Here is a 22,821-nt window from a genome sequence, read left to right on the forward strand (position 1 = left end):
GAAAGAGCGATTCGCTCATTTTGAAACATCTGACGAGAATTTGCATTCTCTTCATTTTGGAACTCGCCAGAAGCGAATTCCCACTCACTCGTTGTTCAGTTTTCAAAGATCAAACTTGTTTGCCGCCGTTCATCTTTGCCTCAGCAGCAACTTTTATAATATATCATGTACTCTTCAGGAACGCAAGCTTTTTTTAAAAGTTTATTTTAACTTGTCGGTAACAGCTTGTTGTCTCCCGAGAGCGACTTACCTATAGTACCTCTTCTCAGCAAATATATCAACCCCAAAATACAAAAAAAACAATCCACTTATTATTTAAGCGGATTGTCCATTCACTATCTTAACCTTTTAACTTAATAGAGTTAGTAATACTTCACGCCTGTGTATTTACTTGAACTTTTAATCAGGGTAGCCGTTTTGTTGCTCTTGCCTAATCCGGCATCAACTGTCGTATCAATAGTCACCCACTTGCCGTCGATAAGGACTTCGTTCCATGCGTGGTATTGAGTTACATAACTGCTTTCCCCCATTACAAGCTTGGCGGGAACATTCACGCTGCGAAGCATTGCGGCGAAGAGGGAAGCATAGTCATAGCAGATTCCTTTTTTGCTGACAAGCGTATTGTCGATGTCCGGCACATAATCCTTGGATACGTTAGCTGCCAAAGCGTAGTCGTATTTAACATTGGAGACGATATAGTTATAGATGGCGGTTACCTTTTCTTTGTTGGTGGCGGCATTCAGGGTCAGTTGTTTCGCTTTTTGAATAGCTTTATCGGACGGGCTCCAATTAATGTTCTGCACGGAGCTCAGGTATACGGCGTTGGGATCGCTCAGCGAGAGATCGACAGAGTCGGTATAAACCACTTTGTATTTGTTGCCGCTGGTGTTCTCAAGAATGGAGATTTTGTAGGTGCCATCGCCTTGCTGAAGAGGAAACGATTCATTAGGCTCCGATTTGAACAGGTTGTAGGTATAGCTGCTGCCATTCTTGGTGATCATCAGCTTGGTGCGTTTGTTCTGCGGAGCATTATATTGAATGCCGATAACACCTTGGCTTAAATCCGAGGCATCCAGCCATTCGGAACCGGCGCTCGCTGCGGCTGCGGGGGTAACTTGAATGGAAGCGGTTATCACAAATAGAGTGAGGATCAACAAATAAAACTTCTTCACGGATAAAACTCCTTTCGGTAGCTGGCTGCCATCCTTACGGGAAGGCCCTTTAGCTTTGCGTCCCTACCTTTCGATAGGTTTGCCTTTGTCGCTCAAGCTTTACCTTTTGAACGATTGGTATATATACCAAAATTTATATCCTAAAGCAAACAAAAAAAGCTCTTCATTCGGTAGCTGGCTGCCATCCTTACGGGAAGGCCCTTTAGCTTTGCGTCCCTACCTTTCGATAGGTTTGCCGTTATCGTGTTTAGCTTTTCTCATATATTTTACCATATTCATATGAAACATCAATAGAAAAACAGGAAATTATACCTACTTATTTTGCCTTTTTTCATTTTTCACCAAGATCACGGAAGTTTTGCATGAATAATAAGCCTATGCGTAGGATTGATCAGCGGATCGCACGTAATGAGCGTCAGAATCCGGTCTTTGTTATTGCCTTCCAGCACGGATACGTCGGTCGGATCAACGATCAAAATATCATAGACGGTATAGTTATAGACCTGACCTTTGGTCCTAACAGTAATCGCGTCTCCGATCTTCACCTCGTTCAGACGGTTGAACAGTCTTCCCTTTGTATGGGCGCGGTGGGCGGCGATGGCCGCATTGCCGACTTCCCCCAGTGGAACGGTCTCCGTCAAATGCACGGCTGAATGCCTCATATTCGCTTTGGTAGCTCCTTCAAGCACGGGAAGCTTGACACCGATTGTGCCGATCTCAATCAGCCCGATCGCCTTCTCGCCGGCGTCTGAAATGCCATTATCATCCGGGAGCCCGGACTGGTCGCCCAGTGCCGATTCTTCCGCAAGCAGCTGTGTCACTTTGGCGTATTTGAGCCGCAAATCGGGATCTACGGAGGTCTGTGCCTTATCCGTTCCTTGTTCGAAGTTCTGTTCCGCTTCCTTCAGCAGCTTCTGCTGCTGCCAGTCCTCAAACCATTCGCTGGTCTTCGGATACAGCAGCAGCAGAACGCCTGCGATAATGATGATATAAGACAGCTTGCGCAATCATCTCACCCTCTAACGTTGGTCCGCATCCCCTCCGGAGACCACCTCGCCTGAAACGGGCAGGGGCTGCTTCGGGTCCACGAACACCCATTTTCTGCTGCCGAAAAAATTGATGATGACCGTAACAAATGTAGCCAACACCTTCGATACCAGTTCCTGCAGTCCCAGGCGGTCGATGAGAAGGCTCATCAGCAGCAAAGATATGCCCAGCACGACCAAATTTAAAATAATAAACCGTAGCAACTGCCTATGATCGAAGCCTTCCTCCTTGGAACGCTTCCGGTCCTTGAACGTTATATTGCTATTTAAAACGAAGCTGTTCGCCGTTCCTGCACCGTAGGAGATAATCTGGGCTACGACATAGAACAGTCCGAGTGAATTCAGCAGCGCGAACACGGCCATATCAACCAGCGTATTCAGCAGACCGACAATATTAAATTTGACGAACTGGATGATATCGCCGCGCAAATTTTTGTCATTCATGGGGCACACCCTTCCGCGGCAGTCCGGCTTCCTCGCGAAGGAGCTCCGCTTCCTCTTCCTTCAGATTTCCGTAGCCCACGGTCCGGCGGACAATATATAGCGGCCGATCCTTCGATTCGTCGTAGATCCGGCCGATGTATTCCCCGATTACCCCGAGTATCATAAGCACAATTCCGTTAAACAGCAGATTCACACCTACAATGGAAGCCCAGCCGGGTACTGTGCGGGAAGTGAACCATTTTTGCATCAAGACGAAGAACAAAAAGATAAAGCTGGAAAACGAAAGCAAAAAGCCGAGGTAGGACGCGATCTTTAAGGGTTTGTGCGAAAAAGATGTGATGCCGTCGAGCGCGAACCGGATCATTTTTTTGAGCGGATACTTGGTTTCCCCGGCAAAACGCTCCTCGCGTACGTACTCGACCATGGTCTGGCGGAAGCCAACCCAGCTTACAAGTCCTCTGACATAGCGGTTCTTCTCCTTCAGATCGCGCAAAACATCGCACACCTTGCGGTCGATCAGGCGAAAGTCGCCCGTATCGGTCGGGATATCTACGCTGGTCATGCTGCTGAGCAGGCGGTAAAAGATTTTGGCGGTTATTTTTTTGAAGAAGGTCTCTCCGTGGCGCTTCAGCCGTTTGGCATAGACCACCTCATACCCCTGCTTCCATTTGGCAATCAGCTCAAGAATGACTTCCGGCGGGTCCTGAAGATCGGCGTCGATAACAACGACCGCTTCGCCCCGGGCATAGTCCATGCCGGCGGTAATCGCGACCTGATGGCCGAAGTTCCGCGAGAAATCGATCAGCTTCACATGTCCGTCCCGGTCCGCGATCTCCCGGATCATCTCGGCCGAGCGGTCCCGGCTTCCGTCGTTCACGAAAATCAGCTCGTACACGTCTCCGCTGCGGTCCATGACTTCTTTCAGACGCTCATACGTATGGGAGATTACCTCTTCTTCATTATACATCGGGACGATCACGCTGTATCTGGCTTTCATTTCTTTTCCTCCTAAATTGTGGACGGGCCTGACTCTAGAAGACCCAAGTCGGGAACCAGCGCAGGACGCCCGTCACATAATCCCCGCTAACCTGTAGCCCCGACAAGACGGGATAGAACATAATAAAGAGCAGCGCCGCTCCCGCGACAAACACATAACGAATGACTCTGGACCGGGATTCCGGGAATAGGCTGTCCGACAGCTTCAGCATGTAGACCAGCGCCAGAATCAAGAACGGCACCATGGCAAAATAATGGTAAAGGAAGGTCTCGCGCGGAACGAGCATCCACGGAACATATTGTGAAAAATAGCCGATCCAAATGACGTATTGCGGCTTCTCCCGGCGCTTCAGCGTCAGCCAAAGAACGGCGAGGATGGCAAAAACTCCGGTCCACCAGATCAGCGGATTGCCCATCGTCACGATACTGCTCACCTGGCCTGCCGGCAGCCCTTCTCCGCCGCTGAAAAACCATACCGGGCGTTTCATGAACGGCCATTGCCACCATTGGGAAGAGAACGGATGGGTAGCCACAAGCTGACTGTGATAATCATACATGTCCTTCTGCGCTTCGAGCAGCCCTTTGAGCGTATAGCCTTCCGGTGTGACGGACAGGACGGGAATAAACGACAGACTGTAAATCACGGCTGGAATGACTACAAAAAAGACAAGGCAGCACGCCAGCGTGATGACGGTTTTGCTCCAGAACGTTCGAGCGGCTCCCAGGCAGGCGGCCGACAGTTCCTGGTCTACGCTCTTTCCGTCAGCAAGCAGGCGACGGGACGCCCGGTGCTGCCGGAACCGGTCAAAGAGCGAGATGCCGAGCATAATCGCTAGGCCCGCCCCTCCATAGAGCACAATCCATTTGCAGGCGACACCGATGCCGAAAAACAGTCCCGACCAAAAGAGCGGCCACAGCGTTTTGCTCAGCGGATCGCGGTAGAAATTCATGACGGTATAACGCTGCATGAAATAGAACATCAGCATGATGAAAAAGACGCCGTACACATCAATAGTGGCAATCCGGGTCTGCGTGAAATGCATAAAGTCCAGGGCGAACAACCCTGCCGCAAGCGCCGCATAGCGCGTCCGTCCGAACAGCTTCAGCGCCATCATATAGAGGAGAGGCAGCATAGCGATTCCAAATACCGTCCCGACAATCCGCCAACCGAACGGATTGACGCCGAACAGCGCCATTCCGACTGAAATGAGCAGTTTGCCCAGCGGCGGATGCGTATTCTCGTATGGAACGATGCCATGGGTGTATTCATAAGCGGTGCGGGCATGATAAATCTCATCAAAATAGGTGCTGTTCATAAAGCCCGAGTTCGCAGGAATGAGCTGCCGCTCGTCGAACAGGTTAGCCGGTTCGCCTTTTTTGGGAGTTCCTCCCGTATCGGGTGACACTCCGGCAATGGCCAGCGGCGACGTGTTTCCTTTCTCGTAAAAAGCCATCTCATGCAGGTAGAAGCCCGGGTTATTCACAAAGACCCGGACGTAACGCGCCGTGGCGTTAAGCTGCTGGCTTTTCCAGATAAAAACGTTGCCGACGTCCTCCTTAATCTTGACGGGTCCGGACCAGATATCAGGCGTGTCACCAAACTCCAGCGTAAATTCGCCCGTGCCCACGCCTCCGAATATTCTTACCTTGTCCAGCTGCTTTGCGGCTCCCAAATCCACATAGAAGCTTTCCCCTGAGGCCGAAGGCGCCCAGACCGTTTCCGGCGAAGAGTTCGAGCCCAGATTGACCAGAGAAAGCACCCCATAGAGCAGGGTAATGGCCCCCATCCACAGCCAATCCTTGCGCACCAGACGTGGGATCATGCCGCCCGTGCGGATATGATTTAAAGGACGGAGTTCCCCGGCGAGCGCCAGGTCGGTTTCCCGAAGCTGCCGATCGGTATACGCAGGAGCCAACGGGAGCACTTTCCCCCTAAAGTAAATATCCCACCCGATGTACAGCATAAACAGCAGCAGCCCGATGTTGGCGATCGATGTAACGAGGACGATGCCGTCCGAGCCGGGATTCTGCCCCGAATTCAGATGCAGCAGCACATACGCCACATTAATGTACTGGGTCAAGCTCAGGCCAAAGAACAGTGTCAGCAGTCTCCGGTCCCTGGTCTCCATAAAGGCGAACAAGCTTAAGGCAAGCGCCGGGAACATATATCGTTCATGCATTTTAGTCCCGACCACAAACATGACCACAATCAAAACCAAACCGATGAAGAAGGACTTGGACAGATCCTTTTTGTCTTTGCGGAATGAGTACACCCCGGCCAAAAGTACGGCAGCTATAATAGCGATATTGCCCCATGCGCGGAAAGGAATTCCAAGCCATGTTTGGTCGATCGGCGCCCAGCTGGGAGCAATAAGCATGTACAGATTAAAAGCGTTGACGGTCGAGTAAGGATAGGAAGACAGCGTGCTTTTGTACAGATTAATCAGTCCACCGAGCCCTCCGTTGCCCCAAAAGAACGGCAGGGTAATCAGGGCAAAAGCGATCAGCCCGTATACCGCTCCCTTCAACAATTCTTTCCAGGCGCGGTAGTGAAGGAAAGCGAACAGGAGCACCGGCGTAAAAATAAGCGCCTGCGGCTTCACCGCAGTGGCCACCGCGAACCAAAGCGCGGAAACAGCCAGCCGTTTATCCGAGACGGCGTGGATGCTGAGCAGCAGGAACAGCACGAAGAAGGCGTCCGCCTGACCCCACACCGCCGAATCGGTCAATACAGCCGGGTTAAATAAATACAGCGCCGCAAGACCGAGCGCAGTGCCGCTTTCGAGCTTCTTGCTTCCGATCCGGTAAATAAGCCAGCCAGCCGCAATATCCGACAGAATCGCCGGCAGCTTGAACAGCAGCATCTCGGACGAAGAATCCGGATTCAGGCCGAGTCCGCCCTGTATGACATGCAGAAGATACAATATATAAAGATACCCTGGAGGATAATCCGCAAACAGGCCTTCCTGGTAGAAACGGCCCGGGCCAACCTCGGCCAGCCGCTGCCCCCAGTACATAAAGGTCTTCATGTCGTTCATATAGCCCTGCGAAGTCCATCCGAGCCACAGGCGCAGCAGGAAAGCCGCGGCAAGAACCAGCCCCAGCCATAGACCGTAATTGTAATTTTCTCTTCTGAGCAGACGTCTGCTGCGAAGCGCGGTCCGGTATACCCACGCGAACAGGCAGGCGAACAGAGCGGAGAAGAGCAAAATATCCTTGGATGATATTTTAACCGGCTTCCCGGCCGTCCCCGCAGAGGACGTCCCGGGATCAAGGGAGATGACGGAAGTTCCCGCCGGGGCGGAGGTCAGCTCTTCCACGGACAAATCGTCGAAATAAGCCTTGCCGGTGGCCAGATTGCCGTACCCGCCGAGGGCAGCGCCGATGCCCATTTCCTTTTGATCTGCACCCGTCTTGCCCACGAACGTGAGCTGCTGCCAGCCTCCGCCGGTATCTTTGGTGCTTGGATATCCCCCGCCTACGCCGGCAACGAAGATATTGGCGCCGATGCCCTCCGCTCCCGCGTTCACCACTTTCACCCAGCCGGTAATCCGGTAATGGGTGTCCGGCTTTACGGCGACGCTCTGAATCCATTTGGCATGATTCGGCTGCAAGTTCTCTACGGCGGCTGCGAAACTGCCGGAATGGACATCGGCGGATTCTACGGACAGCAGGCTTGCCTGGTCACCCTGAACCCACACGTCCTTGTTCCATGAAGCGGGCGCATTCGAAGCCGTCTCCTCAAAGCCGGAATTATGCAAAAGATTCCCTTCCGCAAACATTGTTCCCGGAGGTATGGCGAGCATACACAGCAGCAGCATAAACATCAATTTTGCGGCAATTGGCCACTTCTTCATCCTTGTAACCACCTTCGTCTAATCGTCCGAATCTATGTATATGAATGTGCTTTATTTTTCCCTCATTTCAATATAATCGAATTGCCATGTGAATTAAAGTCCGGTCTGGCTTCCGAAAGTGCCGCAGATTTCGATCTTTACATATAAAAACGGCCCCTTCCGGTTGGGAAGGAGCCGTAAAGGAGCGGCCGCGGTTAACCTTGGCTGCCGATCAGCAAGTAACGAAGGACCACCAGTACGGCCAGAAGCCACATCATCCAGTGGATGTCGTATTTCTTTTTGCCCGACACGTTGGCCACAAACGCCAAGATGACGTAGGTGACGATGCCGAAAGAAATACCGTTCGCGATATTGTAGGTAAAAGGCATAATCGCGAGGGTCAGGAACGACGGAATGGCGATAACCATATCGTTAAAATCGATCCGGCGGATGGACTGCGCCATCAGCACGCCGACAATGATCAGCGCTGCCGCCGTGGCAGAGCCGGGAATCAGAGCGGCAACCGGCGCCAGGAACAGGGCAAGCAGGAAGCACACGCCTGTCGTAACGGCGGTAAGTCCCGTGCGTCCGCCTTCGGCCACGCCTGCCGCGCTCTCGATGTAAGCCGTTGTGGTCGATGTGCCCAGCATGGCGCCGCCAGCGACCGCTGCCGCGTCGACGAGCATTGCTTTGCCGACGCGTTTTTTGCCTTCTTCCGGTTTGTCCATAATTCCCGCGCGCTGCGCCGTTCCGACGAGCGTTCCGAAGGTGTCGAACAGTTCAACGAAGGTGAAGGTGGCAATCGCGGAAATAATGCCGGTATGCAGAATGCCTTTCCAATCAAACTCCAGGAAGTTCAGCTGCGTGAAATCCGGAACCCATGGCGTAGACGGATTGGACAAGGTGGAGAAGTCGACCGCTCCCATCAGCATGCCGATTACCGTGGTGCCGAGAATACCGAACAGAATCGCGCCTTTGACCTCTAGCACCATCAGAATGCCGATCAGCAAAAGACCGATAAGGGCAAGCTGAACATTCGTGTTCTGAAGGCTTCCGAGATGAAGGACTGTTTCGAAGTACAGCACGTCGGTAAAGGTATTGGCCGGGATCGCATTGCCCGCCTCTACGCCGATCGTCATAATCCCGCTGTTCTTCAGACCGATAATGGTGATGAAGAGTCCGATACCGACCGTAATCGCATGCTTGAGACTGTCCGGAATCGCATCCAGCAGAATCTGGCGAATCCGGGTGATGGTCAGCAGAATGAAGATCAGCCCGGAGATGAAGACGGCAGTCAGACCCATCTGCCAAGTAAACGGATGTTCCGACGTCGCCGAGGACAGGACAACCGATGCGAAATACACGTTAAGGCCCATGCCGGGCGCGAGGGCAACCGGGAAGTTAATGAACAGTCCCATGGCGATTGTGAAAATGCCCGCTGCCAGCGCGGTCGCCAAAAATACGGAATACCAGCCCATATCGATACGGCCGAAGGCGGTCAGCGTGCCGGGATTCACCGACAAAATATACGCCATTGCCATAAAGGTGGTCAGACCGGCCATAATTTCAGTACGTACCGAAGTGCCGTTCTCTTTGAGTTTGAAAAAGCGTTCCAAAATGTTCTCCCCCTGTTGTATTGGTTTGAGGCAGCAGCAAAAAAGCCGGCACCCTTTCGGACGCCGGCTGAAAAAGAGCTTCCCTAAGCCGATGCGGAACGGGCCTCAGCTTCAAGTCGGGACAGCTTTCTAATTTCGTAGCCAGGTCATTACGGTGACCTCGTAGAAACTCCCGGGCCAATTCCCGGGATTATACGAATATTCCTGTTGCTAATGCTTTCTCATTTTAGGCGTATATGACATGGGTTGTCAATGACGAAAACGGACAATTCTTGTCATGTTTTTGTCATTCTTCGTTATTATGACAAATCGGTTGAAGTCCATATTTTTGAGAAGATGATTGTTATGTAGGCGCTGTCCAGGCGGCTTGGCTCTAGTGTCTGCCAACCGCTGCAATCTATGCATCCACAAGACTTTGCCGGCGGAATTTGCAGAGCTCATCTCCTCCTCCCGTTTCTGCGGGCGTACTTTTCAAACAGGTTAGTAGGAAAAGAGTGTGCGCAGACTATAGTTTCTGATAATAAAAAAAGCCTGCCGGCCCTCGGTAGCGAGGACAGGCAGGCTCTTCTCTTCTTACTATTCCCACTCGATAGTGGCCGGCGGCTTGGAAGTGATATCGTACACGACGCGGTTGACATTGTCGACCTCGTTGACGATCCGCACGGAGATCTTCTCCAGTACATCCCACGGGATGCGCGCCCAGTCTGCAGTCATGCCGTCGATGGACGTTACGGCGCGGATGCCTACCGTGTAGGAGTAGGTCCGGGCGTCGCCCATGACTCCCACGCTTTTCATGTTCGGCAGCGCCGTGAAATACTGCCAGATTTCGCTCTCAAGACCGGCCTTGGCAATTTCCTCGCGCAGGATGTAATCCGAATCGCGGACGATCGTCAGCTTGTCCTCCGTAACATCGCCCAGCACGCGGATGGCAAGGCCCGGTCCCGGGAACGGCTGGCGCCATACGATGGCATGCGGCAGGCCAAGCTCCTCGCCAACCTTCCGCACCTCGTCCTTGAACAGCGTATTCAGCGGCTCGATCAGGCTGAACTTCATATCCTCCGGCAGTCCGCCGACGTTGTGATGCGATTTGATCGTCTGTGCCGTGGCGGTTCCGCTCTCCACGATGTCCGTGTACAGCGTACCCTGGGCAAGGAAATCAAAATCGCCGAGCTTGGCCGACTCCTCGTCGAAGCAGTAGATGAATTCGTTGCCGATAATCTTGCGCTTCTGTTCGGGATCGTCCACGCCGGCCAGTTTGCCGAGGAAGCGGTCACGTGCATCAATCTTGACGACGTGAATATCGAATTTGCCGACGAACGTCTCCATAACGCTCTCGGCTTCTCCTTTGCGCAGCAGGCCGTGGTCGATAAACATACAGGTCAATTGGTCGCCGATGGCGCGATGAATCAGCATGGCGACAACGGAAGAATCGACGCCGCCGCTCAGGGCGCACAGCACCTTTTTGTCGCCGACCTTGCCGCGGATATCGCGGATGGCATCCTCGATAAAGGATTCCATGGTCCAGTTGCCCTCGCAGCCGCAGACTTCAAACAGGAAATTCTTGATCATCTCATTGCCGTGTACGGAGTGGCGCACTTCGGGATGGAACTGCACCGCATACAGCTTCCGTCCTTCGTGGCTCATCGCCGCAATCGGCGCGCTTTCGGTGCCGGCATCGAGCTTGAAGCCTTCCGGAAGCAGGGACACATGGTCCCCGTGGCTCATCCATACGGTCTGGCTGCCTTCGAGTCCTTTGACGATCGTGGCTCCGGCTTCAAAAGTCAGATCCGCCTTGCCGTACTCCCGCTTGGAAGCACGCTCGACCTTGCCGCTGAGCTGATGGGCCATCAGCTGCATGCCGTAGCAGATGCCGAAAATCGGCAGTCCGAGGTCATAAATCGCCGGATCCACATGCGGAGCGTCCTCGGCGTAAACACTCATCGGGCCGCCGGAGAATACGATGCCTTTGGGCGAAAGCGCCTTGATGCGGTCGATTGGCGTATTGTATGGCAGAAGTTCGCTGTATACGCCCAAATCCCGAATTCTGCGCGCGATCAATTGGTTGTATTGTCCTCCGAAATCGAGAACAACGATAATTTCATTTGGCTTGTTCATTACTTGCCTCCCTTGATTGTTGGATTCATTATACGCAACGATAATTCGCACCGTCAAGGAAAGGCGCGCCGGGAAACCGCCGGCGGCAGAGAATGACGGCGGGGACCGCCGGCAAAGGCAATTTTCCGATGCTTCATGCCGTTAACGGTCAAGAAGAAACGGGGGCGGCATCCTCTGCGGAGCTGATGCTTCCGAAGCGAGCGATACAGCTTAGAAATTCTTATATTTTAAAAAAGAAATGGCCCGGCCTTTCCGGCCGGGGCGGCAGCCGTTTCGCGGAGAAATATAAAACGGCGGAGAAATATAAGACGAATGAAAGACCGCCGTGGGACGGCGGCCTTTCAGCTCAAATAAAAAGCGATCCGCAGGCAATCGCGCAAGAATGCTTTTTTGCTCCAGGGAAGCGGCGTCTCCGGGACGCCATGCTTCCCAATGGACGGAGCGGGCGCCGGGGAAGCCTCGCGAGCTTTGAAGGCGGCCGGTAGGCGATCCGCCGGCGGAAAGACGCGCGCAGGGCCGGCGATTGGCCGCCGGATGCCTGCGGGAGCGGACTCCTGGCCGGAGGGCCGGAAGGAGCCGCCGTACGCCAGCGTTTCCCACTGGCGGACGAACCGCCGGACGGCTGCGCGCAGTCCGGCATCGTCAATGGGCAGGGACGCGGCATACTCCCTGCCCGTCATCCCCGGCGGGGGCGGGCCGTAGCGCGCGGCCAGCACCCGCCAGGACAGGGACGCGGCCAGCAGCAGCCGCTCCCTGCGCACGGCGCTGCGCCCGAGGCGCAGCAGCGCCAGGCTCCGCCGCCAGCGCCACGCGGCGGCGGCCAGCAGCGCCGCCGCGGCTGCGGGCGGCGCAGGCGCCGGTCCGCCCCCGGGCAGCGCCGGGGCGGGCAGCGTTCCCGCGCCGGCTGCGGCGGGCGCGGGGGTCTCCGGCGGCGCGGGCGCAGCCGCCGCGGTGACGGGCGGCTGCGCGGAACCCGCTGCCGAGGCCGGCGTCGGGTCGAAGGGGACCCAGCCCGCGCCGCTGAAATACACCTCGACCCAGGCATGGGCGTCGCCCTGGGTCACGGCATAGCGCTGCGGTCCGCGGTCCGCCAGCAACCGGCCCGGCGCGTAGCCCTGGACGTACCGGGCCGGAATGCCCGCGCTGCGCAGCAGGACGGTCATGGCGGAGGCGAAGTGGACGCAGTATCCCTTCTTCTCCGCAAACAGAAAATCATCGACGAAGTCGGCGCCTTCCGGCGGCACGCGCGTATCCAGCGTGTAGGGATACGAGCTTTGCAAATAATCGCGGACGGCCAATGCCGCGTCGTACCGGCTGCCGGCCGAGGCCGTAAGACTGGCGGCCAGCGTCTTTACCCGCTGCGGGAGGGCGGCCGGCAGCTCCAGATTGGCAGCCTGGATTTCCGGAGGGTCGCCGCCCGTCAGCTTCCGCAGCACGGCGGGATCACTCTCGGGGAGCAGCGAATCCACCATATATTCCGTCACTTTGGAGGAACCCGCCAGGTCGGGCAGAGCAAAGCTGTCCCTCCCTCCTCCGGTCAAAATATAGCCAAGCCGGCTTCCGTCAAGCTGCCGCACATCCGAGACGGACAGCACCCTGCCCGTACCGAATACGGGAATGCCGCCCACGGACGGAGCCGCGAAGCGGAACCGCTGGCGAAGAGTCCGACCTCCAGAAGCCTCGGCTTCCCTCGCAGAAAGTGCGGTCAGACTGATCGGCGAGGAGAGACTGTCACTCCGCGACCAGCGGCGTCCGTCGTAGCGGTCCAGGCTTTCCCCGCGCCAATAGGCGGACTGGGAGCTTTCCACGGTGAAGACCGGGTCATCGCTTCGCGCCAGCGGACCGCCAAGCTCGCCGCCGGAGCTGTACCCCGTCGTCCCGGTTATCGCGGCCGCGCGGCTGCGCAGTCCCTCGGCCGCCCAGGCCTGCAGCCGCTGGGCGGCCATCTGAAGCGGCTCAATCCGGACCGGTTGTCCGCCTGAGGCCTCCGTCCCAATCCAGGCCGCGACCGTCAGCCCCACCGCCAGAAAGCAAGCGGAGCCTGCCCAGCGGCGAAACGGAATCCCTGCCGCGCCGCCGGCTTTTTCCAGCAGGCGCGGCAGTCCGCTCATCCCCTGCATCCACGCAATAAAAGCTGCGGAGAATATGATGTCCACGGTCGTATCGCTCCCGAGCCCCTTGTCCAGGACTAACAGGTAAACCAGCGTCACGGACGTGAAGAGCATCGTGCTTCCCTTGAACAGCGCCAGATGCTGCACCGACGAGACAAGCATGCTCCAACCGGTCAGCAGCAGAAGCAGCCGGCTCGCAGCGCTCACTTCATCAATTTTGCCGGAGAGGAGCAGAACGGCGTCATTCCCCATGCCCGGGAAATAATCGGCAGGCCAGGACCCTCCCGCCAATGCCGAGCATAAGTAGAACCATGACAGCGTAAAAATGGCCAATCGGACCGGAGCCATCCGCCAGGGCGATACGCGGAACAACCCGGACGCGAGCAGCGCCGCGGCCATTAACGCGAGAACGCCCAGCAGCCTTTCCGTCTCCGCTCCCAAATTCATCCGGTACAGCGGATGCAGCCAGTCCGCGAACAATCCGAACAGGGAGAGAGAGAACAGCGCGCGAAAGCTTAAAGACGTTTCGTTGGAAGCGACGCCCGCTCCGTATGCCTCATGACGGGAGAGCCCGGCAGCCTGAGCCCCGCCCCCCGGACATGCAGATTGCCGTCGCAAGACATGGGACATAAACGCCGGGCCAGGGACGCTGTAAGGTCTTTCGCCGTCCTGAGCGTACCGCTCTGTTTTATCGGCCTCTGACGTTGTCAGACCAGGGGAAGCGGGCAGCTTAACGCGCCGACGGCTTGCGGACTTCTCCATCCGCTCTCCCCTCCCCGCTTTCACCTGCCGGCGGGACATGCTCCAGGCAGTATAGGCCCGCTCCCAGACGGCCCAGGCTGCCGCAGATCGTCGCGGCGGTCCCAGAGCCGACCGATTCCATTCCGCTCAAGTTCGATACAACATCCGCCGATGCGGAAAAATCGCCTTGCCCGGCTTCATACACAACGGTTATCTTATCGCTCAGGACCGGGGCGGAATGCGGAACGAGCGCTCCCGCTTCAGCGGATGGGCGCCGATGTCCGGCGGCGGGTCCGGGAGACGGATTCCTTTTACCCGGCGCCTCCCTGTCCCATACATAATACAAATCCACCTTGATTCCTTGAGCGAGCAGCCGGGAGATCGTCAGGGCGGCTTCCCGGTCCGGGCAGCCGGTGATCACCGCAACGTTCATGCCCGGAATCCATTGCCGGGAAGCATCTTCCAGCAGCCTTGCCAGCGTGCGCGTTCCGTCCGGCGCTATTTCCGCCAGCGTATCCAGCACCCTGCCCGGGATTACGCCCAGTCCTTCATATCTCGCCATTCCTTCCGGCCAGCCGCCGGTGAACAATTGAGAGTAGGAGCCCGCGCGTTCAGTGGTAAGCAGCAGACCCAAGGCCGCCGAGACGGCCCGTTCGAAGGCCGGCTCCCCATATGAAGAATGGCCCCTTGGAGGGAGAGATTCCCACGGAATTTCATAGGAGCTCGGGCAGTTGTCCAGCACGACGCAGAGCATGCGTCCTTTCTCCCTTTCGGGAACGCGGCTTTGGAGGAAGCCGCGTCGGGCCGTATTTTTCCAGTGCACCCGGTTCATCGGATCACCCGGCTGGTAATTTCGGATATCGGATACTTCTTCCGATCCTGTCCGTCTGCGGCTCGGGACTTGGGTCAGCACCTTCCCGGCACCCTCTTCGGATGGTCTCTTCCCGAGATATAGCGGTGACGGCAGCACTTTGAACGCCTGACTGACCTCAGGGGCGCTTGTCCCGGTAAACCAGCCCGGCAGATCGCCCCAGCTGACTCGGCAGTAACGCAGCTGCTGCCGGCCTCTCGCCAGCCGCTCCAGGCGATAAGTATACTGAAACTCGCGCCGGAATCCGGGGAACAGCAGCAGACGTTGATTCCCGCAGGTCCAACGCTCTTCAATCATCAACCAGGGAATGGGCAGACGGCAGCGAAAGCTGAGCTTGACCGTTACCAGCACGCCATTCCCCGCCGTCGGCTGCACCGGAGAGAGCGTGCGGATCAGTTCGATCTTTCTCGGACCGAGCATCTGTAGCAGCAGTCCGCCGAGCATAACCAGCCCGATGAATATGAGAAGAAACAACAGAGCGGAGCCGCCGAGCGATCCGTACAGTCCGGCGACGATGCCCGCAGCGGCCAGCGCACGCGCCCATTGACCGGGCAGACTCGCATTCGGAGAAACGGCTGGGAGATCGGGCCGGCGAATGGGTTTCATCAATGAATTCTCCTTCCTTATCAAGGGTTTTCTATTTATTCTTCCCATGAAAAGGAGCGGACAGACCTTAATAAATCCGGCATCCGTTCGCATCGCTTCAGGATGCCTTTACCCTCCGTTCTTCCGGAACGCTTGTCACTCCGAGCAGATGGTGTCCAGTGACCTCCAGTAAATCACGAAGCGGCAGCCAGATGGCACCGCCCCTAAGAGTGACCCCCGAAGATACCGCTCCCTGCCCCTGGCCTTCGCCGGCCAAGGCAAGCCCGCCACCGATCGTATCCGCCGTTATTTTCCGCCCGTTCAGTTCGGCTTGACCGCTGTGCGTACCGGCCGCCCAGCTTACCCGGCCGCCCAGCCGTTCGACTACGGCCCGCAGCGGGACGATATACCGCCCGTTCTCAATACGGTATTCCCCGGGCTGAAGCGTTGTTTGCAGCATGCCGGCTTCCACTACCAGTTTTTTTCCGGATGCGAACAAGGCGGCATTGGGTGTTATATTGGCGTCGATCCATGCTTCGGCCGGCTTGACTCTTCCCCAAGCGCTTTTGCCCGGATGCGTCTTGAACTGTACCGGCTCCTCCCTGTCGTCCAGTGTCTTGAATACATACCCCGCCGCTTTATACCGTTCAATGATTTCCGGCAGCGCCTTTGCGCTTTCCTCATGTCCCGCTCCGTCATGAAGCAGCAGAACGACCTTGGAAGCCTTGGTGTTCGAAATAGAGTTCTTCAGAATCTCCGAGGCCGGCACTCCCCGCCGCTTCGAATCGCCGCTGTCCAACGTCCAGTCCGTCACCCGATAGCCCGCTTGCTTCATCAGATGGAAGTAGGTATCATCAAAATGATCGAATGTTCCGCCGGGAGCGCGCACAAGCTGAGGCCGGACCCCGGTAATGAGGCGGATGATTTCCTCCGTTTTTTTAATTTGGCCCCAGAAACGCGTAAAGCTGCTGTATAAATCTTTATAATTATGGTCATAGGTATGGTTGCCTATGGAGCTTCCCTGCTCCCAGATCGCGTTAATCCATTCGGGATGCCTTTCCGCCCCGTTTCCCAGCACGAAAAATGTCGCTTTCACCTGCTCCCGCCGCAAAATCTCAAGCACCTTCGGAGTAACGGAGCTGGGACCGTCGTCAAAAGTGAGATAGACGGTTTTGGGCAGGGCGCTTTTCTTGACCGCAGCCGCAGCGGCTTTAGCCGCACTGTTGGAGATTCCGGAGGTTTGGGAGAATGATACCTTCTGTGAATGAGAGGCCGGCGAGAGGCGGACGGCCGGAGTCGCTTGCGCACCGCCGTGGCTCGACAAGCCTGCGTTTGCCTGTCCGTTCGGCGCTCCGGAGACTGCCGGACCTGGCAATGAGCCGGGCAATGAGCCTTCCCTTCCTTCGGCAGCTCCCCCGCGGTCCGCGGCATGAAGCGTCACGGATGATTTCCCGAATGGGGAGTTCCCTGCTTCACGGTATATCAGGGCGGCCGCGATTACCGCGGCGGCAAGCACGAGCCGGACAGCCTTACGGCGGCTGATTCCGCGCTTTTTCCGAACCATATTCTCTACCTCCAGCATTCTATTGGCTATTAAGCCTTGTGCTGGATTATATGAGGACAAGCCGCAAAATAGACATGCCCTCCCTAATTACCAAACCGGCGTTTGCAGCCTATCTTTTTGGAGAGTGACATCAATTATGGAAATGCTGAAATGGATACAGGAATTATTCGCGCAGTATGGTTACAGCGTGCTGTTCTTCGGGCTGCTGCTGGAATTTATCGTTTTGCCCTTTCCCGGGGAGACGACGATGGCCTTTGCCGGCTATCTGTCCTATACGGGACGGCTCGACTTTATGCTGCTGATTATCGTCGCCTTCTTCGGAACGACCATAGGGATGACCATTACCTATTTCATCGGCCTCAAAGCCGGGCTTCCGTTTATCCAGCGGTACGGCCGGTGGTTTCTGTTATCGCCCGGGAAGTTTGAAAAAACGCAGCGCTGGTTCGAGCGGTACGGCAGCTTTTTGATTACGGTCGGTTATTTCATCCCCGGCGTGCGCCATTTTACCGGTTATTTCTCCGGAATCATTGCCTTACCCTACCGCAAGTTCGCCCTGTACGCTTATGGCGGCGCCCTGTTCTGGGTCATTCTGTTTCTGGGGATCGGCCGGATGTTCGGACCGCAGTGGACGGCCGTATTCCATCTGTTTGAGACTTACGCTTTGTGGATCGTGCTCGCCGCTGTCCTGGTGGCCGCGCTGATTCTCGTCTACCGCTTCCGCTCCAGCCGCAGACCTGAAGCCCTTCGCGCAATGAGGGTCAAGGAGTCCTCGAAGGAACGCTGACCGCCCCGCCCCTTTTGTCTTTGATCCATAAGTATGCACTCAATAGAATGGCAATTACGGCAAAAGAAGCGCCCCCCGCAAAGCCAAGCGAACGGGGCTCCACCCTGGTGAGCAGCGAACCGGCAAGCAGCATGGATAAGCCGAGCAACGTGCCACTCACTGCCGTCAGCAGCCCGAACAGAAAAGGCTGCCACTTGGCAGGCGTCTCCCGCATCAGCAGCGTATCCAGGGAGGCACTTCCGATCCCCGAGGCCAGGGACAGCAGCACATACAATCCGCAGGCTGCCGCAAAGCCTCCTTCCACGCTGATCCCTATCAGCAGCAGCCCCTCCAGCAGCAGCCCTCCCAGCGCGGCGGCCAAAAAGTTTCGCTTGATCCATCGTCCCGCCCAGAAGCTGAGCGTAAGTCCGGCGCCGAGCGACCCGTAAAAAGCCCCTACACCGATATCCCCGGCATGAAATACCCGGATCGCATACACGCTGATCAGCACGTTGTCCAGCCCGTTCACCAGCGAAACGAGCAGCTCATAGCCCAATACCACCTGCAAAACAAGGCTTCCGGCGAGCAGCGAGGCCAGACCTTTTCGGCGTGATGAACGACTTGGCTCTTGTTCATTGATCCATACCTTCTCTTCTTCCCTGTCTTCAGGCGCGCTCCGCGGAAAAGAAATGCCGGAAATGATCGCCGCCGCAGCCAGGAACGAGCATGCATTCAGTACGAACGCCGTCTCCGGTCCGAACCAGTGGGAGACAAATCCCCCCGTGAGCGCGCCGAGAATCAGCACACAGCCGGTCATCAGCTGTTCCATTCCGTTAATCCGCATGAGTGCGCCCCGCTCCGCGAGCAGCGGTATGGAAGATTTGCGGACAGGAGCGTAAATCGCCTCGCCCGCAGCCAGCATGAAGCTGCCGACATAGAGCAGCCACAGACGGTCCTCGCTCGTCACCCACAGAAAAGACAGCGCAAAAGGGATTCGGGCGATATCGGTCACCATCATGACCGCCTTGCGCGGCAGCTTTCCGCCCAGATAACCCCCGAGGGGGGCGAGCACAAGGCAAGGAAGCAGCCGGATGCCGAGCGACAGCCCTACGGCCATGCCCGATCCGGTCAGCTGAAGGATCAGCGACAGCATGGCGACCTGGCTGAAGCGGTCGCCGATTCCGTTGATGATGCCGGCGGCAAACAGCCTGTAATAGCCGCCGCTTATACCCTCGCGGCCGGACGTTCTTTTTTTCATGATCTTCATCCTCTCAAACCCTAATTAAATAATTATCTAATTAGATATTAATCGAATTCGTTTCAAATGGCAATTCCCTTCCTGGAAACTTAAATAAAGAATAAAATGATTTAAAATAGCCTTGTCTCCATACATTGATAAACGCTTGTTCAGGAAGGAGATCATGACCCATGAAGATAGATCGTCTGCTGTCCATTGTTATCGTGCTGCTGGGCCGCCGGCTCGTTCAGGCGAAGGAGCTTGCCGACATGTTTGAAGTGTCGGTGCGAACGATTTACCGTGATATCGAAACGCTGAGCCAGGCCGGGATTCCTGTCGTTACCTACCAGGGCGGAGGCGGCGGAATCGGGCTGATCGAAGGCTACCGTCTCGACCGGAATGTGCTTACCGACGGCGAGCTGGCGCAAATTTTTTCCGCCCTGCGAAGCCTCTCTGCGTATACAAGCGATCATGAACGGCTGATGGAGAAGATCAGCAGTGTCGTCCCGCCGTCGCGCTCGCAGCAATTCCGCAGTATAGCGTCACGGCAAATCGTCGACCTTTCTCCGTGGGGCCATCATGGAGCGCTTCAGCAGAAGCTTGCCCTGATCAAGGAGGCGTTGGAGGAGAGCGTAACCGTCTCTTTTGCCTATGTCAGCGCCGAGGGAACGGCAACGGTCCGGTCCGTGGAGCCATACACCCTCGTCATGAAAGGCCAGTCCTGGTATTTATACGGCTGCTGCAGGCTTCGCGGAGAATTCAGGCTGTTCAAGCTTCCGCGGATGAAAGACCTGATTAAGGAGAACACGGCTTATACAAGGCTGGATCTGCCCTCCGATGAACTGCCGTGGAATGACTATCCTGGAGATCATGCAGCCGTTTCCGAAGTGATTGTGCATTTCTCCGCCGGGGACAAGCATATCGCGGAAGACCGCTTCGACTGCTCCGAGCTTCAGGTGGATGGCTGCGGCGGTTATACGGTCGCCCTGCGCTATCCGGTAGACGAATGGCTGTACGGGTTTCTGCTCAGTTTCGGGCCTGCGGCCGAGGTGCTGGAACCGGCGCATGTGAGGAGGCGGCTTGGAGAGATGGCTGCGGACGTAGCCATCAAATACGCCACGTCAACTTGACGCAATGCTGTCAAGTTCCCCGTTTTATACTGTTCCTGTATAAAATATTTACGGGAGAGTGATCGAGATTGGAGCATAACACGGGTCCAAACGGGCGGTTCTGCCAAAGCTGCGGAATGCCGATGGAGGAGGAAAATTTGCTCGGGACGGAACGGAACGGGGCAAAGACGGAAGAATATTGCTTGTACTGTTATGAAGGCGGAGAATTCAAGCAGCCGGACATTACCCTTCAGGGCATGGTCGATCTGTGCGCCGGTTATCTTGTGCAGAATGGCATGGATGAGGCGGACGCCCGGGGGCTTCTCGCCGAAACGCTGCCTTTGCTTAAGCGCTGGAGACAAGAGAGCGCCTCTTAACAAAAAGGGGACTCATCCCGGTTTAACCAACCTTGGGATGAGTCCCCGATTACGTTGTTATTCTTGTTCCAAAACAGTCTCGTTCCCGGTCTTCAGAAAATCCGGCTGCGGTGACGTTTTGCGGATGAAGAAGGCCAGAACGAGCCCGGCCACCGTCACCCATGTCGCAACGACGAAGGCGTGCGTAATCCCGTGAATCATCGCTTCCTGCGAGAACTTCGCAAAAGCAAGCTTGTCGGTTTGCGAGATTTGGCCGCTCATGACGGCATTGGTAATTTCGCTCTTCGTACGGTTCGTCATCAAGCTGACAAACAGCGCCATTCCGAGCGCCCCCGCTACGGTCCGCAGCGTATTGGCCATTGCCGTGCCGTGCGAGCTGAGGCGCTGCGGCAGCTGGTTCAGCCCGGCGGTGGTAATCGGCATCATCAGCATGGACATGCCGAACATCCGCGCCGTATACGTCAGGATCAAATGCGTATAAGTGGTCGAATCGGTCAACTGGCTGAACTCCCACGTCGTAATGACGGTAATGATCAGGCCGATAATCGTCAGCCATCTGGCGCCGATTTTATCAAAAATAATGCCGGTGACCGGCGACATGATCCCCATCAGAATCGCTCCCGGCAGCAGCATCACGCCGGATTCCAGCGGTGTAAAGCCGCGGATCTTTTGCAGGTACAGCGGAAGCAGGATCATGCCGGAGTACAGCGCCATGGTTACGATAATGTTGATGACAGTGGTGAGCGAATACATGTTGTAGCGGAAAATACGGAATTCGAGCATCGGCTTCTTCGCGACCAGCTCTCTCCACACCAGCAAAGCGAGTCCGATCACGCCTACGATCAATGAGATTATCACCGTGCTGCTGTTCCAGCCGTCGGTTCCCGCGTCGCTGAAACCGTACAGCAGTCCGCCAAAGCCGAGCGTCGAGAAGATAATTCCCGGCTTATCCAGCTTCGGCGATGTTTTGACGGTTACATTCTGCATAAACTTCACGCCCAGCAGCGTAGCGAAAACCGCCATCGGCAGCACAATATAGAACAGCACCCGCCAGGAATAGTTCTGCACAACCCAGCCGGAGAGAGTCGGGCCTACGGCCGGCGCAAAAATCATGGCGACCGCCATCAGCCCCATCGCTTTGCCGCGCTCTTCGATCGGGAAGATCATCAGAAATACGATGTTCATCAGCGGCATCAGAATGCCGGCTCCGGCGGCCTGAATCACACGGCCAACCATAATCATGTCAAAGCCGGGCCCCAGGGCGCATACCAGCGTGCCGATTGAAAATAAGGACATGGCCGTAATAAACAGCGCGCGCGTCGTAAACTTCTCGACAAGATAGGCGCTCACCGGAATAAACACCCCGTTCACCAGCATAAAGCCGGTGGTCAGCCATTGGGCCGTATTGGCCTGGATGCCCAAGCTGTCCATCATCTGCGGCAGAGCGACGTTCATCAGCGTCTGATTCAGGAGCGCGACGAACGCGCCGATCAGGAGCGCCGTGATAATCGGACCTCTGCGGATATTTTTTGCCACTGATACGGCATTTGCGGTTATCGTACTCATAATTCTAACGTTTCTCTCCCTTGTTCTAAAGTTTGAATAATTTGGCTATGAATTCTCAATAGCTCCTGTACGTCATCCCGAGGAATATGAGTCAGCGGAAGCAGATGCTTTCTCAGCGACACTTCGCTCTTCTCCCAGATTTCCCTGCCCTTCTCCGTCAAAGCAAGCCGAAAAATACGGCGGTCGTCCTCCGCGCGCTTTCTGGTAATCAATCCCGCCTTAACCATACGTTCAACCAGACCGCTAACCGAGCTGTTGCCGAGATACATCCGTTCCGCAAGTTCGGTTACCGACATCTCCGAGCAGAGCGAAAGCTTGCGCAGCACCGTCAACTGGGCGGGAGTAATGCCAAACTGCTCCGCATCCTTCCACAGAAGCTGCTGAAACGAATGGCTGATACGCCGGAAAGAGGACACGATCTCGTCAAGCTGTTCCCTGTGATCCATCTATCTTGTACCTCCATCTGTTTTAAATCCATATATTTCGCATACGAAATATTTTACTGGTTACTTAAATTCCCGTCAATAGAGCGCTGAAAGTTTCTGGAAATCGAGTAGGAGGGGGCGGCGAGCCCCCGACCTCTCACACCACCGTACGTACCGTTCGGTATACGGCGGTTCATGAAATATTCCGTAAAGAGATGTAAATGTCCGACAAGCTCTTTAATCCAAT

General features: G+C 55.9%; 16 protein-coding genes and 3 riboswitches. Of the genes, 3 read left to right on the forward strand and 13 right to left on the reverse strand.

Annotated features, from left to right (window positions below; all coding sequences use genetic code 11):
- Nucleotides 1-362: 362 nt before the first annotated feature.
- The 10 genes from EH198_RS24090 to EH198_RS24135 form a co-directional block, all read right to left on the reverse strand.
- A complete protein-coding gene (locus tag EH198_RS24090) occupies nt 363-1,172 on the reverse strand; it encodes a transglutaminase-like domain-containing protein (RefSeq protein ID WP_124698001.1) in 810 nt (269 codons plus the stop codon).
- Nucleotides 1,173-1,185: 13 nt separating this feature from the next.
- Nucleotides 1,186-1,266: riboswitch (cyclic di-GMP riboswitch) on the reverse strand.
- Nucleotides 1,267-1,338: 72 nt separating this feature from the next.
- Nucleotides 1,339-1,419: riboswitch (cyclic di-GMP riboswitch) on the reverse strand.
- 100 nt (nt 1,420-1,519) lie between these two features.
- Entirely contained in the window at nt 1,520-2,179 is a 660-nt protein-coding gene (locus EH198_RS24095; protein WP_185703039.1) for a class D sortase, read from the reverse strand.
- A 12-nt stretch (nt 2,180-2,191) separates the two neighbouring features.
- The gene (locus EH198_RS24100; protein ID WP_124698002.1) at nt 2,192-2,662 is read right to left on the reverse strand and encodes a GtrA family protein; all 471 of its coding nucleotides are present in this window, start codon (nt 2,660-2,662) and stop codon (nt 2,192-2,194) included.
- Nucleotides 2,655-3,659: a glycosyltransferase family 2 protein gene (locus tag EH198_RS24105; RefSeq protein ID WP_124698003.1), complete on the reverse strand. Its 1,005-nt coding sequence runs from the start codon at nt 3,657-3,659 to the stop codon at nt 2,655-2,657. The genes EH198_RS24100 and EH198_RS24105 overlap by 8 nt, the downstream gene beginning before the upstream one ends.
- A gap of 34 nt (nt 3,660-3,693) precedes the next feature.
- Nucleotides 3,694-7,515, reverse strand: a complete 3,822-nt coding sequence (locus tag EH198_RS24110) for a glycosyltransferase family 39 protein (RefSeq protein WP_124698004.1) — start codon at nt 7,513-7,515, stop codon at nt 3,694-3,696.
- 194 nt (nt 7,516-7,709) lie between these two features.
- Nucleotides 7,710-9,110, reverse strand: coding sequence for an NCS2 family permease (locus EH198_RS24115; protein WP_124698005.1), 1,401 nt, complete (start codon nt 9,108-9,110; stop codon nt 7,710-7,712).
- Between the two features lie 118 nt (nt 9,111-9,228).
- A riboswitch (purine riboswitch) is annotated at nt 9,229-9,328 on the reverse strand.
- 358 nt (nt 9,329-9,686) lie between these two features.
- Nucleotides 9,687-11,225: a glutamine-hydrolyzing GMP synthase gene (gene guaA / locus EH198_RS24120; protein WP_124698006.1), complete on the reverse strand. Its 1,539-nt coding sequence runs from the start codon at nt 11,223-11,225 to the stop codon at nt 9,687-9,689.
- A 341-nt stretch (nt 11,226-11,566) separates the two neighbouring features.
- Entirely contained in the window at nt 11,567-14,098 is a 2,532-nt protein-coding gene (locus EH198_RS24125; protein ID WP_185703040.1) for a transglutaminase TgpA family protein, read from the reverse strand.
- Nucleotides 14,067-15,554, reverse strand: coding sequence for a DUF58 domain-containing protein (locus EH198_RS24130; RefSeq protein ID WP_185703041.1), 1,488 nt, complete (start codon nt 15,552-15,554; stop codon nt 14,067-14,069). Before EH198_RS24130 ends, EH198_RS24125 begins: the two co-directional genes overlap by 32 nt.
- Before the next feature lie 97 nt (nt 15,555-15,651).
- Entirely contained in the window at nt 15,652-17,097 is a 1,446-nt protein-coding gene (locus EH198_RS24135; protein WP_124698009.1) for a polysaccharide deacetylase family protein, read from the reverse strand.
- A 136-nt stretch (nt 17,098-17,233) separates the two neighbouring features.
- Here EH198_RS24135 and EH198_RS24140 point away from each other — a divergent pair, with 136 nt between their 5' ends.
- Complete coding sequence (locus EH198_RS24140; protein ID WP_124698010.1) at nt 17,234-17,881, forward strand: DedA family protein; 648 nt, start codon at nt 17,234-17,236, stop codon at nt 17,879-17,881.
- Here the strand turns inward: EH198_RS24140 and EH198_RS24145 are convergent.
- On the reverse strand, nt 17,856-19,118 hold the full coding sequence (locus tag EH198_RS24145) for an MFS transporter (RefSeq protein WP_185703042.1): 1,263 nt from the start codon (nt 19,116-19,118) through the stop codon (nt 17,856-17,858). The two genes, EH198_RS24140 and EH198_RS24145, sit on opposite strands and share 26 nt — an antisense overlap.
- A 170-nt stretch (nt 19,119-19,288) precedes the next feature.
- Here EH198_RS24145 and EH198_RS24150 point away from each other — a divergent pair, with 170 nt between their 5' ends.
- A complete protein-coding gene (locus tag EH198_RS24150) occupies nt 19,289-20,227 on the forward strand; it encodes a helix-turn-helix transcriptional regulator (protein WP_124698012.1) in 939 nt (312 codons plus the stop codon).
- 68 nt (nt 20,228-20,295) lie between these two features.
- Nucleotides 20,296-20,583: a zinc ribbon domain-containing protein gene (locus tag EH198_RS24155; protein WP_246014517.1), complete on the forward strand. Its 288-nt coding sequence runs from the start codon at nt 20,296-20,298 to the stop codon at nt 20,581-20,583.
- A gap of 57 nt (nt 20,584-20,640) precedes the next feature.
- Here the strand turns inward: EH198_RS24155 and EH198_RS24160 are convergent, their stop codons facing one another.
- Both EH198_RS24160 and EH198_RS24165 read right to left on the reverse strand, forming a co-directional pair.
- A complete protein-coding gene (locus tag EH198_RS24160; RefSeq protein ID WP_124698013.1) occupies nt 20,641-22,149 on the reverse strand; it encodes a DHA2 family efflux MFS transporter permease subunit in 1,509 nt (502 codons plus the stop codon).
- The gene (locus EH198_RS24165) at nt 22,146-22,595 is read right to left on the reverse strand and encodes a MarR family winged helix-turn-helix transcriptional regulator (protein ID WP_124698014.1); all 450 of its coding nucleotides are present in this window, start codon (nt 22,593-22,595) and stop codon (nt 22,146-22,148) included. Before EH198_RS24165 ends, EH198_RS24160 begins: the two co-directional genes overlap by 4 nt.
- Nucleotides 22,596-22,821: the final 226 nt, after the last annotated feature.

Origin of the sequence: Paenibacillus rhizophilus, from assembly GCF_003854965.1 — a bacterium.
GTDB classification, from domain to species: Bacteria; Bacillota; Bacilli; order Paenibacillales; family Paenibacillaceae; genus Paenibacillus_AQ; species Paenibacillus_AQ rhizophilus.

Bases quoted from the DNA above. Each gene is read 5' to 3' on its own strand.
- EH198_RS24145 (WP_185703042.1), bottom strand. From the start codon at position 19,118: ATGAAAAAAAGAACGTCCGGCCGCGAGGGTATAAGCGGCGGCTATTAC.
- guaA (WP_124698006.1), bottom strand. From the start codon at position 11,225: ATGAACAAGCCAAATGAAATTATCGTTGTTCTCGATTTCGGAGGACAA.
- EH198_RS24165 (WP_124698014.1), bottom strand. From the start codon at position 22,595: ATGGATCACAGGGAACAGCTTGACGAGATCGTGTCCTCTTTCCGGCGT.
- EH198_RS24140 (WP_124698010.1), top strand. From the start codon at position 17,234: ATGGAAATGCTGAAATGGATACAGGAATTATTCGCGCAGTATGGTTAC.
- EH198_RS24105 (WP_124698003.1), bottom strand. From the start codon at position 3,659: ATGAAAGCCAGATACAGCGTGATCGTCCCGATGTATAATGAAGAAGAG.
- EH198_RS24135 (WP_124698009.1), bottom strand. From the start codon at position 17,097: ATGGTTCGGAAAAAGCGCGGAATCAGCCGCCGTAAGGCTGTCCGGCTC.
- EH198_RS24160 (WP_124698013.1), bottom strand. From the start codon at position 22,149: ATGAGTACGATAACCGCAAATGCCGTATCAGTGGCAAAAAATATCCGC.
- EH198_RS24125 (WP_185703040.1), bottom strand. From the start codon at position 14,098: ATGGAGAAGTCCGCAAGCCGTCGGCGCGTTAAGCTGCCCGCTTCCCCT.
- EH198_RS24110 (WP_124698004.1), bottom strand. From the start codon at position 7,515: ATGAAGAAGTGGCCAATTGCCGCAAAATTGATGTTTATGCTGCTGCTG.
- EH198_RS24150 (WP_124698012.1), top strand. From the start codon at position 19,289: ATGAAGATAGATCGTCTGCTGTCCATTGTTATCGTGCTGCTGGGCCGC.
- EH198_RS24100 (WP_124698002.1), bottom strand. From the start codon at position 2,662: ATGAATGACAAAAATTTGCGCGGCGATATCATCCAGTTCGTCAAATTT.
- EH198_RS24130 (WP_185703041.1), bottom strand. From the start codon at position 15,554: ATGAAACCCATTCGCCGGCCCGATCTCCCAGCCGTTTCTCCGAATGCG.